The 13,846-nt window shown below is 70.4% G+C and carries 13 protein-coding genes and 1 tRNA gene; 13 read left to right on the top strand and 1 reads right to left on the bottom strand.

Annotation, left to right across the window (positions count from 1 at the left end; translation table 11 throughout):
- Positions 1–116 precede the first annotated feature (116 nt).
- The 5 genes from ASF30_RS20695 (at position 117) to ASF30_RS20675 (ending at position 3,138) form a co-directional block, all read left to right on the top strand.
- Positions 117–1,184, top strand: a complete 1,068-nt coding sequence (locus ASF30_RS20695; protein WP_235480440.1) for a TadA family conjugal transfer-associated ATPase — start codon at positions 117–119, stop codon at positions 1,182–1,184.
- On the top strand, positions 1,181–2,125 hold the full coding sequence (locus ASF30_RS20690) for a type II secretion system F family protein (protein ID WP_055911223.1): 945 nt from the start codon (positions 1,181–1,183) through the stop codon (positions 2,123–2,125). Before ASF30_RS20695 ends, ASF30_RS20690 begins: the two co-directional genes overlap by 4 nt.
- A 104-nt stretch (positions 2,126–2,229) precedes the next feature.
- Entirely contained in the window at positions 2,230–2,421 is a 192-nt protein-coding gene (locus ASF30_RS20685) for a DUF4244 domain-containing protein (RefSeq protein WP_055911221.1), read from the top strand.
- Positions 2,405–2,782 carry a TadE family type IV pilus minor pilin gene (locus tag ASF30_RS20680; RefSeq protein WP_055911219.1) on the top strand — a complete coding sequence of 126 codons (378 nt, stop codon included), beginning with the start codon at positions 2,405–2,407 and terminating at the stop codon, positions 2,780–2,782. Before ASF30_RS20685 ends, ASF30_RS20680 begins: the two co-directional genes overlap by 17 nt.
- A gap of 8 nt (positions 2,783–2,790) precedes the next feature.
- Positions 2,791–3,138 carry an Rv3654c family TadE-like protein gene (locus ASF30_RS20675; RefSeq protein ID WP_082468253.1) on the top strand — a complete coding sequence of 116 codons (348 nt, stop codon included), beginning with the start codon at positions 2,791–2,793 and terminating at the stop codon, positions 3,136–3,138.
- Positions 3,139–3,150: 12 nt separating this feature from the next.
- On the opposite strand, the gene ASF30_RS20670 is transcribed toward ASF30_RS20675, so the two are convergent.
- The gene (locus tag ASF30_RS20670) at positions 3,151–3,375 is read right to left on the bottom strand and encodes a hypothetical protein (RefSeq protein ID WP_055911215.1); all 225 of its coding nucleotides are present in this window, start codon (positions 3,373–3,375) and stop codon (positions 3,151–3,153) included.
- A 184-nt stretch (positions 3,376–3,559) separates the two neighbouring features.
- On the opposite strand from ASF30_RS20670, the gene topA reads away from it, so the two are divergent.
- The 8 genes from topA to ASF30_RS20630 all read left to right on the top strand — a co-directional run bounded on the left by topA (position 3,560) and on the right by ASF30_RS20630 (position 13,837).
- Positions 3,560–6,334, top strand: a complete 2,775-nt coding sequence (gene topA, locus ASF30_RS20665; RefSeq protein WP_082468226.1) for a type I DNA topoisomerase — start codon at positions 3,560–3,562, stop codon at positions 6,332–6,334.
- 2 nt (positions 6,335–6,336) lie between these two features.
- Complete coding sequence (tmk, locus tag ASF30_RS20660; protein ID WP_055911213.1) at positions 6,337–6,990, top strand: dTMP kinase; 654 nt, start codon at positions 6,337–6,339, stop codon at positions 6,988–6,990.
- A 76-nt stretch (positions 6,991–7,066) separates the two neighbouring features.
- Positions 7,067–8,242, top strand: coding sequence for a DNA polymerase III subunit delta' (locus ASF30_RS20655; RefSeq protein WP_055911210.1), 1,176 nt, complete (start codon positions 7,067–7,069; stop codon positions 8,240–8,242).
- 47 nt (positions 8,243–8,289) lie between these two features.
- Positions 8,290–9,822, top strand: a complete 1,533-nt coding sequence (locus tag ASF30_RS20650; RefSeq protein ID WP_055911208.1) for an alpha/beta hydrolase — start codon at positions 8,290–8,292, stop codon at positions 9,820–9,822.
- 140 nt (positions 9,823–9,962) lie between these two features.
- Positions 9,963–10,035, top strand: a tRNA-Thr gene (locus tag ASF30_RS20645).
- A 113-nt stretch (positions 10,036–10,148) separates the two neighbouring features.
- A complete protein-coding gene (locus tag ASF30_RS20640; protein ID WP_055911206.1) occupies positions 10,149–11,132 on the top strand; it encodes a Gfo/Idh/MocA family protein in 984 nt (327 codons plus the stop codon).
- A 51-nt stretch (positions 11,133–11,183) separates the two neighbouring features.
- On the top strand, positions 11,184–12,641 hold the full coding sequence (locus tag ASF30_RS20635; RefSeq protein WP_082468224.1) for a D-alanyl-D-alanine carboxypeptidase/D-alanyl-D-alanine-endopeptidase: 1,458 nt from the start codon (positions 11,184–11,186) through the stop codon (positions 12,639–12,641).
- Positions 12,642–12,667: 26 nt separating this feature from the next.
- Positions 12,668–13,837, top strand: a complete 1,170-nt coding sequence (locus ASF30_RS20630) for a M20/M25/M40 family metallo-hydrolase (protein ID WP_055911204.1) — start codon at positions 12,668–12,670, stop codon at positions 13,835–13,837.
- The last annotated feature ends 9 nt before the right edge of the window (positions 13,838–13,846 follow it).

The following is a 13,846-nucleotide window of genomic DNA, read 5'->3' as shown; positions in this document are numbered from 1 at the left end:
TTTCTTTTAAGCGCCTCGACGGCGGCTCTCCTCCCCAGCATCGATCGATTCGGCGAAAGAACCCGGGCAGTTCTTGTACCCCGATCGGATGCATCGAGCCGTCTAGATTCGCTCGGGTGGATGAGCCGTTCGTCGCAGTGCCGATGCTGCAGGCGGCACGCCCCGGCGCGGAATTCGGGGGACAGGCCGTCGACGATGGTGAACCGGGGCACGGTCGCCATCGCTTCAGCGACACCGATCATGGTCCCCCGCTCGCGCCCGTGGACCTCGAGGTGCTCGGACCTCTCGCTCGCTTCGCCACCGACCAGGTCAGCGACCTCCTCGTGAACGGATCGGCCGGCCTGTGGGTCGACGCCGGGCACGGCCCGCGCCGTGATCCGGAGTGGGAACTCGGCGAGCGCGAGGTGCGCGACCTCGCCGTCCAGCTGGTCGCGAGCGGCGGCCGGCACGTCGACGAGGCCCATCCGTGCGTCGATGTGCGCCTCGGGGGTGGCATCAGGGTGCACGTCGCCCTCCCGCCCATCTCGACGACGGGCACTCTCATCTCGGTGCGGATACCCCGGGGCGAACACTCCGACCTCGCGGCGCTCCGCCGCAGCGGGATGCTCGATGCCGCGCAGGAGCGCGAACTGCTCGCCGTGGTGCGGCGTCGCGAGAACGTGCTGGTCACCGGGGCGGCCGGGGTCGGCAAGACCACCCTCCTGGCGGCGATGCTGTCGGCGTCGTCGACGCACGAGCGCATCGTCGTGGTCGAGGACGTCGCCGAGCTCAGGGTGCGGCATCCGCATGTCGTCGGCCTCGAGGCCCGTCAGGCCAACGTCGAGGGCGCCGGCCACGTCGGGCTCGACGCGCTGGTTCGGGAGGCCCTGCGGATGCGGCCCGACAGGCTCATCCTCGGCGAATGCCGTGGCGCTGAACTCCGCGAGCTGCTGACGGCGCTCAACACCGGCCACGACGGTGGCGCTGGCACCCTGCACGCCAACTCCCTCGCCGATGTGCCGGCACGCATCGAGGCGCTCGGCTCCCTCGCCGGCATGGGAGACCGGGCTGTCGCACGACAGACCGTGAGCGCCATCGGTCTCGTGCTGCACCTGGAGCGGGTCGACGGGGTGCGCCGCCTCGCCCAACTCGGACGGTTCGCCATCGACCATGACGGTCGTCTCACCATCTCCGAGGTCGGATGAGCGCCCGCCGTCCGGCGATCGAGGCGGTCGCCGCGACAGCGCAGCGTCTCGCCGTGCTGCTCGCCGCCGGGGTGCCTCCTGCCGCCTCCTGGAGGTACCTCGCGGCGACGGAGCAGCCCGGCGACGCCGGTCCCGTCGTGCGCGCTGCGGCGCAGGCGACGGGAGGCGACGTCGCACAGGTGGTGGCATCCGTCGGCGGATCGGCCTCGTCGGCGGAGACTGCGAGCGCCTGGCGAGCTCTCGCGGCCGTGTGGTCGCTCGCGCTCGAGACGGGGTCGCCGTTGGCCGGAGCACTGCGTGAGATGGCGGACTCGTTCCGGGCGACCGGCCGACTGCAGCGCGAGGCGCGGATCGCCTTGGCCGGTCCGCGCGCGACGTCGCGACTCGTGGCGCTGCTGCCGGTCGTGGCCGTCGCCTTCGGGATGGTGCTCGGCCTCGACACCATCGACGTGCTCATCACGACGCCGCCGGGATGGGCCTGCCTCGCCGGCGGCATCCTGCTCATGCTGGCCGGGGCGCGGTGGAGCGCCGGTCTCGTACGCCGTGCCGGCGCCAGCGATCCATTCCCGGGGATCGTGATCGACCTGATGGCCGTGGCGCTCGCCGGCGGCGTCTCGCTCGACCGCGCCCGCGGCTCCGCAGTGGCCACGGTCGTCACGTTCGGCGTCGTCGATGCGGACGCCGCCGCCGAACAGGCGACTCGTGCCGATGCCGTGCTCGCGCTCGCTCGTGACGCCGGAGTCCCGGCCGCCGAGCTGCTGAGAGCGGAAGCCGCCGACATCCGTCTCGCGGCGCAGACCGACGGCCAGGAGCGTGCGGCGCGGCTCGGTGTCAGCCTCATGATCCCGCTCGCGCTGTGCGTGCTTCCGGCGTTCATGCTGCTCGGGGTCGCCCCCATGATCCTCTCGGTCGTCTCCTCCACATTCGCCGGGGTCGGCTGAGATCGAACCGATGCGGCATCGCCCGCCCGCCGGCGTGCTCTCGGACTCAGGCTGGACCTGCTCGTGCCGCGATCGCGTCCTCGCGACGCACGAAGGAGATCACCATGAGCATGCTTCGCCGATTCCTGCACTCCCGCTCCGCCGCGCTCCGTGCCGAACGGGGCTCCGCCACGGCGGAGTACGCCGTGGCGACGATGGCCGCCGTCGGCTTCGCCGGCCTCCTCGTCGTCATCCTGCGCGGTGACGAGGTGCGCGGAATCCTCACCGACCTCGTGCGCGATGCTCTCACCCTCTGACGGCAGCCGTGACGGGCGGCGTGGGCTCGCGGGTCAGCGGGGGAGCGTCACCGCGGAGTTCGCCGTCGCCCTCCCGGCCGTGGCTCTCGTGCTGGCGATCTGCCTGGGCGGGGTGCAGGCCGTGTCCGTCCAGGTGCGACTGACGGATGCCGCAGCCGACGCCGCCCGCACCATCGCGAGGGGAGACGCCGCCGAGGTGGCCGTGGCGCGGCTGGCGGTCGCCGTTCCCGGCGCTCGACTCCAGGTCGACGCCGGTGCCGAGCTGGTCTGCGTCACCGCGAGTGCTCCTGCCGGCACCCGCACCGTGTTGGCGGCGCTCGCGGTGACAGCCCGGTCCTGCGCGCTGGGCGGTGGCCGGTGAGGGTGGCAGTGACCGCCCGGTTCCGTGATGAGCGCGGCGCCGGAACCGTGCTCGCGCTGGCCGTGCTCGGTGCCGTCGTCGCCGTCAGCATGGTGACAGCATCCGTGCTGGGGCTGCTGGTGGTGCGTCAGAGGGTCACGGCGGCGGCGGATGCAGCGGCGCTCGCCGCCGCCGACATCGCGATGGGTGCCGTCGCCGGAACCGTCTGCGATGCCGCCGCACGCGTGGCGGAAGCCAACGCCGCGGTTCTCGAGCAGTGCGGTGTCGACGGGGAGGAGGTCATCGTGCAGGTGTCGGGGGACTGGATGGGTGTGGTCGTGCGCACTCGATCGCGTGCCGGCCCCGCGCCGGGGTGATGGGGCGGAGGATCAGACGAAGACGGCTTCAAGGTAGCGGTACTCGACGGCGGTCGGCCGCTCCGTGCCCTCACCGTCGAACTCCAGGCCGCCTCCGCGCACGTAGAGGTAGTGCTTGGCACCACCCGGGATCTCGAGGCGAGGACGCGGGTCGCCGCCCTCGAGGAATTCCGTGGTGATGGTGCGGCCTTCGAGCGGGCCGTCGGTGAGTTTCGCGGTGTACGTCGTCGTATCCATGGCGTCCATTTTCCTCCGCCGCCATCGAGTTTCAAGGGATCGACGCAACGATGTCGATGAATGCTCAGTTTCGGGCGCGTCGAGCGATCACCCGTTCGAAGTGTGTATGGTGTGCCGTTGAGGGTGCCGCTCTCACCGCGGGTGATCGAGCAGCACCGTATTCACCTCTATATAAAGGAGTCTGGTGCCAGGCAAGAAGCTGGTCATCGTCGAGTCGCCCACGAAGATGAAGTCGATCGCCGCCTATCTGGGCGACGGCTACGAAGTCCTCTCGAGCGTCGGTCACATCCGTGACCTCATCGAGCCCAAGTACCTTCCGGCCGAGCTGAAGAAGGGCTCCCTCGGCAAGTTCTCCGTCGACGTCGACAACGGATTCGAGCCCTACTACGTCGTATCGACGGCCAAGAAGAAGACCGTCGCCGAGCTGAAGCGCGCGCTCAAGGATGCCGACGAACTCCTGCTCGCGACTGATGAGGACCGCGAGGGCGAGGCAATCGCGTGGCACCTCCTGCAGGAACTCAAGCCCAAGGTCCCCGTCAAGCGCATGGTCTTCCACGAGATCACCAAGGACGCCATCCTCGAGGCCACGAAGAAGACCCGCGACCTCGACACCGCTCTCGTCGACGCCCAGGAGACCCGTCGCATCCTCGATCGCCTCTACGGCTACGAGGTGTCGCCGGTGCTCTGGCGCAAGGTCGGCCCCGGCCTCTCCGCCGGTCGCGTGCAGTCGGCGGCGACACGCCTCGTCGTCGACCGTGAACGCGAGCGTCTCGCCTTCACGTCGGCGTCGTACTGGGACCTCGCCGCACGACTCAGCCCCTCGCTCGGTGCGGATGGCGCCGACACCGACGCCTTCGCCGCCCGGCTCGTGCGCATCGGCGGGGAACGCATCGCCTCCGGGCGCGACTTCGACGACACCGGCTCGCTCACCTCGAAGGCCACAGTGCTCTCGGAGGACTCGGCCCGTGCCCTCGCCGCAGCCCTCGAGGCGGGCGTCGATGTGACGGTCACCAAGGTCGAGTCGCGGCCGTACTCCCGCAAGCCCGCCGCGCCGTTCACGACGTCGACGCTGCAGCAGGAGGCGGCGCGCAAGCTCCGCTTCTCCGCCCGCCAGACCATGAGCGTCGCCCAGTCGCTCTACGAGAACGGCTACATCACCTATATGCGAACCGACTCCGTGTCGCTCTCGCAGCAGGCGATCACCGCGGCTCGCCGCCAGGCCACAGACCTGTACGGCGCCGAGAGCATCCCCGACAAGCCCCGCGTCTACACGGGCAAGTCCAAGAACGCGCAGGAGGCCCACGAGGCCATCCGCCCGTCCGGGGAGAACTTCCGCACGCCGTCGTCGCTGGCCTCCAGCCTGCACGGCAACGACTTCAAGCTCTACGACCTCATCTGGAAGCGCACTGTCGCATCGCAGATGGCCGACGCGAAGGGTGTCACGGCATCCGTCACCATCGCAGCCGGTCCGACCGGCGAGGCTGCGCATCCCCTGGCCACGAAGACCATCGCCGAGTTCGCGGCCAGTGGAACCGTCATCACCTTCCGCGGCTTCCTGAACGCCTACGAGGAGGGCAGGGACGAGGAGCGCAACGCCTCGAACGAACCGTCCGAGTCGAAGCTGCCGCCGCTGACGGAGGGCCAGAAGCTCGCCTTCGTGGAGATCGAGGCGAGCGGCCACGAGACGACACCGCCGCCGCGCTACACGGAGGCGAGTCTCGTCAAGGAGCTCGAGGCCAAGGGCATCGGGCGTCCGTCGACGTTCGCGTCGATCATCGACACCATCTCCAACCGCGGCTATGTCGAGCACCGCGGTCAGTCGCTGGTGCCGAGCTGGATCGCCTTCTCGGTCGTACGCCTCCTCGAAGAGCACTTCGCCGAGCTCGTGGAGTACGACTTCACCGCCGAGATGGAGAACGACCTCGACGAGATCGCCAACGGCGATGCTGACAGGGTCGGCTGGCTCACGAAGTTCTACTTCGGCGACGAACGCGAGCGTGGACTCCGGCAGGTCATCGACAACCTCGGCGACATCGACGCCAAGGAGATCAACTCCATCCGCATCGCCGACGGCATCACCCTGCGCATCGGCAAGTTCGGACCCTACCTCGAGGTTCCCGACCCTGATGCCGGGCCCGACGCGACCCCGCGACGCATCAACATCCCGCCGCAGCTGGCGCCCGACGAGCTGACGCCCGAGAAGGCGCGCGAGCTGATCGACGCCCCCATCGTCACCGACCGCGTGATCGGCATCAACCCGGACAACGGCAAGCAGATCGTCGCGAAGGACGGCCGGTTCGGCCCCTACGTGACCGAGCTCGATCCGCCGGCCCCCGAGGCCCCCGCACCGGAGCCCGCGGTCGACCCCGCGACCGGCGAGGTCGTGGAGCCGCCGAAGAAGCGTGCAGCGAAGAAGCCCGTGGCCGAGAAGCCGCGCACGGCCTCCATCTTCAAGACCATGGACCTGGCGACCGTCGACCTCGACACGGCTCTCAAGCTGCTCTCGCTCCCGCGCGTCGTGGGCGTCGATCCCGAGGCCGGCGTCGAGATCACGGCCCAGAACGGCAAGTTCGGTCCGTACCTCAAGAAGGGAACCGACTCGCGCTCCCTCACCAGCGAGGACCAGATCTTCGAGGTCGACCTGCCGGCTGCGCTGGAGCTGTTCGCCCAGCCGAAGTACGGAGCGCGTCGCGCTCCGAGTTCGCTCAAGGAATTCGAGCCCGACCCCGTCAGCGGCAAGCCGATCAAGCTGAAGGACGGCCGTTTCGGCCCCTACGTGACAGACGGCGAGACCAACGCCACGATCCCGAAGAGCGAGTCGGTCGACGACATCGAGTTCGCCCGTGCGGTGGAACTGCTCGCCGAGAAGCGCGCCAAGGGACCGGCGAAGCCGCGTGCCACCCGCACCGCAGCCAAGAAGCCCGCGGCGCGCAAGGCCGCGCCCAAGCCGAAGAAGTGAGCGTGGCGAACGCAGCCGCCGACCCGTCCACGACGGGTCGCGGCCTCTTCATCACGCTCGAGGGCGGCGACGGCTCGGGCAAGTCCACCCAGGCGCGCCTGCTCGAGGGATGGCTGGTCGAGCAGGGTCGCACCGTCGTGCGCACGCGTGAGCCCGGCGGCACCGAGGTCGGCGTCGAGATCCGCGAGATCGTGCTGCACCATCGCGGCGACATCGCTCCGCGCGCGGAGGCCCTGCTCTACGCCGCCGACCGCGCGCATCACATCGCGACCAAGGTGCGTCCGGCGCTCGAGCGCGGCGACATCGTCATCCAGGACCGTTACCTCGACTCGTCCGTCGCCTACCAGGGCGCCGGACGGGTTCTCGGCGGTCCGGAGGTGCGCGACCTGTCGCTGTGGGCCGCGGAGGGTCTGCTGCCCGACCTGACGATCCTGCTCGACCTCGACGAGACCGTGGCACGCACGCGGCTGGATGCCGCCCAGAAGCGCTTCGACAGGCTGGAGGCCGAGGCCGGCGAGTTCCACGGCCGAGTGCGCCGCGCCTTCCTCGACCTCGCCGCCGCCGAGCCGGAGCGGTTCCTGGTCGTCGACGCCGGCGACGCTGTCGACGTCATCGCCGCCACGGTCCGCGACCGCGTCGGATCGCTGCTGGCCTGAGTCCGCGGATCCCCGGCAGGAGTCCGCACACGGGTGCTGAGCGTTCGGCGTCGGTCGCATCGCCTACTGTTGGAGCATGACGGTGTGGGACGAGCTGACGGGCCAGACCGACGCTATCGCCGTGTTCCGCGCTGCTGCGGCAGCCGCATCCGCCACCCCGATCGAGGGAGCGGCGGAGCAGGCGATGTCGCACGCCTGGCTCATCACCGGGCCGCCCGGATCCGGCCGGTCCAATCTCGCCTACGCCTTCGCGACGGCGCTCATCTCCGGTGATCCCGACGGCGACGACGCCACGGCCAAGCAGGTCGCCGCGCGCAGCCATCCCGACCTCACCGTGCTCAGCACCGAGGGCGTCTCGATCAAGGTCGACGACGTGCGCGCCGTGGTGCGGTCGTCGTCCTATTCGCCGTCGGTCGGACGTCACCGCGTTCTCGTGATCGAGGATGCCGATCGCATGCCGGAGCGCACCTCGAACGTGCTGCTCAAGGCGCTCGAGGAGCCGCCCGAGCGCACAGTGTGGATCCTGTGCGCCCCCAGCGAGGCCGACCTCATCCCGACCATCCGCTCCCGCGTGCGCTCCGTGCGCCTGCGGGTGCCGAGCATCGACGACGTCGCCGCGCTGCTCGTGGCCCGCGAGGGCGTGAGTGCCGAGGTCGCCGAGCGAGCCGCCCGCGAGGCGCAGAGCCACATCGGCATGGCACGGCGCCTGGCCACGTCGAGCGAGGCACGCGAACGCCGCGACGCGACGCTCGTGTCGGCCCTCGGCATCCGTACGGTCTCGGATGCCGTCGCCGCGGCCGCCCGCATGATCGAGATCGCCGGCGACGACGCCAAGGCGATCACGCTCGAACGCGATGCCGAGGAACGCGAGAAGGCACTCCGCTCCCTCGGCGTCGCTCCCGGTCAGACCCTGCCGCCGGCGCTGCGGAGCCAGATCAAGGCGCTCGAGGACGACCAGAAGCGGCGTGCGACACGGAGTCTGCGTGACGGCATCGACCGCATCCTCGTCGACTTCTCGTCGTTGCACCGCGACGTCCTCATGCTGCAGCTCCAGGGCGACTCGGCCATCATCAACCGGGAGCTGCTGCCGCGCATCGAACAAGCCGCAGCCGGGAGCAGTGCCGCCGAGACGCTGCGATCCCTCGACGCGATCGCCCTCGCGCGCACCCGCATCGAGGCGAACGTCGCACCCCTTCTCGCCCTCGAGGCGATGCTCATGACCTTCCGCCGATCCGAGAGGGCCGCCGCGTGAACCGACGTCCGACGACAACCACCGCACGATCAGCACGCGGCGTACCGGTGCGCCGCGCTGTCAGAGCCAGGGGTGCCGCGGCCATCACCGCACTGCTGGCCCTCGCCCTCACGGGCTGCGTGCCCTGGGCGGGCGGCGGAGCCGGACCTCACACGTCCACTCCGACCGGGGAGACGGCGCCGGCGGGACTCGAGTCGTACTACGGGCAGCAGCTGACGTGGGACGACTGCGGCGACGGGTTCCAGTGCACCACCGCCCAGGCGCCGCTCGACTACAGGGCGCCATCCGGAGACAGCATCGAACTCGCCCTGGTCAGGCATCCGGCGACAGGCGACCGGCTCGGCTCCCTGCTGGTGAACCCCGGTGGACCCGGCGGATCGGGCTACGACCTCGTCAAGGACTCGCTCGACTTCGCGGTGAGCGACAAGCTCCAGGAGCACTACGACATCGTCGGCTTCGACCCGCGCGGTGTCGCGCGATCGACGGGGGTGGCCTGTTACGACCCCGCGCAGATGGACTCGTATCTCTACGACATCACTCCCGGCGAGCGTGGCAGCGATGCCTGGCTCGCAGCGAGGACGGAGCGGGCGACGGCCTTCGCCGACGCGTGCGACAGCAACACCGGCGCCCTCCTCGACAATGTCGACACCGAGAGCGCAGCGCGCGACCTCGACCTGCTCCGGGCGACGCTCGGCGACAGCACCCTGAACTACCTCGGGTACTCCTACGGCACCTATCTCGGCGCCACGTACGCCGGACTGTTCCCGACGAAGGCCGGTCGGCTCGTGCTCGACGGGGCGATCGATCCCGCCGCCACCAATCTCGATGTCAACATCGAGCAGGCCAAGGGATTCGAGAACGCGCTGCGCGCCTACCTGGCCGACTGCCTCGCCGGATCCGGCTGCCCGTTCGACGGCAGCGTCGATGACGCCATGGCCACGGTCAAGGCACTGCTCGATTCCGTCGACGCCGCTCCGATCAGGGGCACCGACGGTCGAATGCTCGGGGGAGACACCCTCGTCACGGCCATCATCTACCCGCTCTATTCGCAGTCCGGCTGGCCCGCGCTCAGTGAGATGTTCGACTCGGTCCTGGCCGGATCGGCCGACCAGGCCCTCTCGTTCGCGGATCAATACAACGGACGCGACGAAGACGGAAACTACGCCGACAACTCCACCGAGGCCTTCAACGCTGTCAACTGCATGGACTACGCCTACGTCTCGGATGCCGCCACCATGCGCGAGCAGGCGCAGCAGCTCGACGCGGCAGCGCCGGTGATCGGCGCCTACTTCGGCTACGGCGACGTCACCTGCACGACCTGGCCGTACACGACGCGCGCCGAGCGCGGGCCGATCAGCGCCGAGGGATCGCCTCCCATCGTCGTCGTCGGCACCACGAACGACCCGGCCACCCCGTATGTGTGGGCACAGGCGCTGGCCTCCCAGCTCGACGACGGACGCCTGGTCACCTTCCACGGCGAGGGCCACACGGCCTACAACAAGTCGAACAACTGCGTGAACGACGCCGTCGACACCTTCCTCATCAACGGGACGGCACCGACGACGGACCCGATGTGCTGAGAGGGCTCGCGCTGATCCCTCTCCGGTGAACGGGCGACCCCCGTCGGGACGGGCGTGTTCGTGAACGCCCGTCGGAGACTGTATGATTTCCTACTGTGCCAAGCGGCATGATCCTCCACGGATGGATCGCCGCATGCCACGCCGCCTTAGCTCAGTCGGCAGAGCGTCTCACTCGTAATGAGAAGGTCGTGGGTTCGATTCCCACAGGCGGCCCTAACACCCCACTCCGGCGACATCGTCGCGGCCCGGCAGCGGCGCGTCCCGTTCGAGGCTGGAGCCGCATCCGCCCGAGCCGCAGACCTCCCGGCATGCCCTAGCCTCGAAGCATGACTGATGCACTGCGCTGGGGAATCCTCGCCACGGGCGGGATCGCCCACGAGATGGCCAACGACCTCGTCCTGAACGGCTTCACCGTGCAGGCCGTCGGATCCCGCTCGCAGGAGTCGGCCGACGCCTTCGCCGCCGAGTTCGGCATCCCGAACGCGCACCCCAGCTATGCCGCCCTGGTGGCCGACCCCGAGGTCGACGTCATCTACGTGTCGACGCCGCATCCGTTCCACGCCGAGCACGCCACGCTGGCCCTGGAGGCAGGCAAGCACGTCCTCGTCGAGAAGCCGTTCACGCTGAACGCCGCCGAGGCGCGCCGGGTCGTCGACCTGGCCACCGAGAAGGGCCTCGTCGTCCTCGAGGCGATGTGGACGCGCTGGCTGCCGCACATGGTTCGGGTGCGCGAGATCCTCGCCGCCGGCACCATCGGCGAGGTGCACACTCTCATCGCCGACCACACGCAGGACCTGCCCGACGACCCGGGGCACAGGCTCAACTCGCTCGAGCTCGGCGGTGGCGCCCTCCTCGACCTCGGCATCTACCCCATCTCCTTCGCCTCCGACCTGTTCGGAACGCCCGAGACCATCCAGGCGTCCGCGACGTTCAAGGACACCGGAGCCGACGCGCAGGTCGCCACGATCTTCCGCTACCCGGGCGGCCAGATCGCCACCACCCTCTCGGCCAGCGACACGAGGGGCCGCAACATCGCCACGATCCTGGGTACAGAAGGCCGCATCGACATCGACACCGTCTGGTACACCCCCACGTCGTTCCGGGCCTATGACGCCTCCGGCGCAGAGATCGAGGCCTTCTCCTCCGAGGTGACCGGGCGCGGGATGCAGTTCCAGGCCGCCGAGCTCGAACGTCTCGTCGCGGCCGGCACCACCTCCGGCGACATCCTTCCCACGGCCGAGACCGTGGCCATTCTCGAGACCCTCGACGCCATCAGGGCCCAGATCGGCCTGCGCTACCCCGGCGAATGACCGGGACGGTGTTGCGGAATCTCTCAGGCGTGACAGCGTAGGCTGCCGCGAATGACTGAAACGGATGCCCCGACTCCGCCGGAGCCCGCACGTCCCGGCGGCACGTTCCGCAGGCACCGCCGCGCCTGGACCATCGCCGGTGGAGCCGTCGCCGTGGCCGTCCTGGCCGGTGCGGCCCTCGCCTCCGGCGCGGCCGTCGGCAGCCCTGCGCCGTCGGCGACCCCAACGGCCTCGGCAGCGGTCACGGCGTCGGCGACGCCGACCCCCACCCCCGACCCGCGCGCCACCCCGGCCGGGGCCCCGGTGACGAGTCGCCTGCGCACCTGCTCGGTGGCGGACCTCGCATCCGACTCCCGGCTGGCGTCCATGCAGGCTCAGGTCATGAATGCCGCGACGGGCGAGGTGCTCTTCGACCGCGGCGGCTCCACACCGTCGCGCGCGGCCAGCGTCATGAAGGTCCTGACGACGGCAGCCGCCCTCAAGGTGCTCGGCCCCGACTACCGCGCCACGACGACAGTGGTGAAGGGTTCGGAGCCCGGCTCCGCCGTTCTCGTCGGAGGCGGCGACCTGACCCTCTCTCGCCTGCCGACGGGGGAGACCTCCGCCTACGAGGGTGCAGCCCACCTCGACAATCTGGCCAACCAGGTGCGCACGGCCTGGGCCGCGGACCCGTCGAACCCGCCCCTCACGAAGCTCATCCTCGACTCCTCGCTGTTCACGGGCCCGGACTGGCAGCCCAGCTGGGACACCAAGGAGCAGTACGACGGCTACATGTCCCGCGTGACGGCCCTGCAGGTCGACGGCGACCGCGACGACCCGTACAGCAACACCTCCGCCCGCAGCGATGACCCCGTCGGCCGCGCCGGTCAGGCCTTCGCCGACCAGCTCGGCGGCATCCAGGCCATCGAACTCGGAACGGCACCGGCCGGGGCGGCGGCACTCGGCACCGTGCAATCGGCACCGGTGTCGACGCTGGTGCAGCAGTCGCTCATCGTGTCCGACAACACCATCGCCGAGATGCTCGCGCGTCTGACCGCCGTGACCGCCGGCACCGGAAGCGACTTCGCCGCCATCCAGCCCGCCGTCATCGCCGCCCTCGACAGCTACGGCGTCGACACCACCGGCATCGTGATCGTCGACGGCTCGGGCCTGTCCGACGACAACGCCATCCCGCCGTCGTACCTCACGCGCCTGTTCGTCACGATCAACGCCCGCGAGGCCAACCTCGGCGTCCTCTACGACGGCCTGCCCATCTCGGGCCAGACCGGGTCGCTCTCCTACAGCGATCGCTTCACCGGCGACGCCTCAGTGGCCGACGGGTCGGTGCACGCGAAGACCGGTTGGATCGACACCGGCTACACGCTCTCCGGCGTCATCGACTCGGCCGACGGCACGCCGCTCACCTTCGCGATCTACGCCCTCGGAGACGTGAGCGATGACGCCAAGACCGCGATCGACGCGCTCACCGCCGGCTTCTACAGCTGCGGCGACAACCTCTCCAACAACTGACCCTTCCTGCACCGAGGACTGATGCCGTGGACGACGACGAGCTGATCGACCTGGTGCGCGAGCTCGTCTCGATCCCGTCGGTCAACCCGTCGCTCGACGGGAACGGATCCGGGGAGGCCGCCATCGCCCGCCACGCCGCCGACTGGCTGGCCGTCCGCGGATTCGAGGTCTGGCTCATCGGCCGCGACCAGCGCCGCCCGAGCGTGCTGGCCATCGCGGCCGGGAGCGGTGAACGCGGCGGAGGTACCGGACGCACCCTGCTGCTCAACGGCCACCTCGACACCGTCGGCGTCGATGGCTACCAGGGTGACCCCTTCGACGCCAGGATCGACGGCGAGCGGATGCTGGGCCGCGGCGTCTACGACATGAAGAGCGGGGCGGCAGCGGCCATGCTCGCCGCGAGCCGTGCGAGCGCGGCGGGACTCCGCGGCGACGTCGTCCTCACCCTGGTCGCCGACGAGGAGTTCGCATCGACCGGCACCGAGGACGCCCTGGCCGCCATCGCCGAGCGCGGCATCAGCGTCGATGGTGCCGTCGTGGTCGAGCCGACAGGATCACGCCTCACCGTCGCCCACCGGGGCTTCGCCTGGTTCACCCTCGAGATCACCGGCAGGCCGGCGCACGGTTCGCAGCCCGAGCTCGGGATCGACGCCATCAGCCACGCCACCGAGGTGCTGCTCGCCCTGCGCGCGCTCGACGCCGAGCTCGCCGAGCGTCCGACGCATCGGTTCCTGCCGCGATCGAGCGTGCGTGTCGCGACGATCGACGCTGGAACCGACGCCGCGACAGTGGCCGCCCACGCGCGCATCACCATCGAACGCCGCACCCTCCCGGGCGAGATGCCCGCCGAGGTGCGGCGGGAGCTCGAGGCCGCCATCGCCGCCGCCCCTCCCGCCGACGGCATCCGATGGACTCTGACCGAGCTCGTGTCCCGTGCTGCCTTCGAGACGCCGACGGATGCGGCGATCGAGCGGGTGCTGAGCGATGCCGTGCAGGCCGTGACCGGAGCCGCAGCCGAGCGCCGGGGCGACCCGTGGTGGACCGACGCCGGGCTCCTCGCCGAGGCCGGCATCCCCACCGTGCTGCACGGAGTGGACGGCGGCGGCGCCCACGCACCGGAGGAGTGGGTCGACCTCGCGTCGGTGCACGCCCTCGCCGCCGTGCTCGAGCGCGCGATCCGCGACTTCTGCGCCTGACCGCGGCAC

Origin of the sequence: Leifsonia sp. Leaf264 (assembly GCF_001422325.1) — a bacterium.
GTDB lineage: Bacteria > Actinomycetota > Actinomycetes > Actinomycetales > Microbacteriaceae > Orlajensenia.
This window is presented reverse-complemented; position numbering and strand designations above follow the sequence as displayed.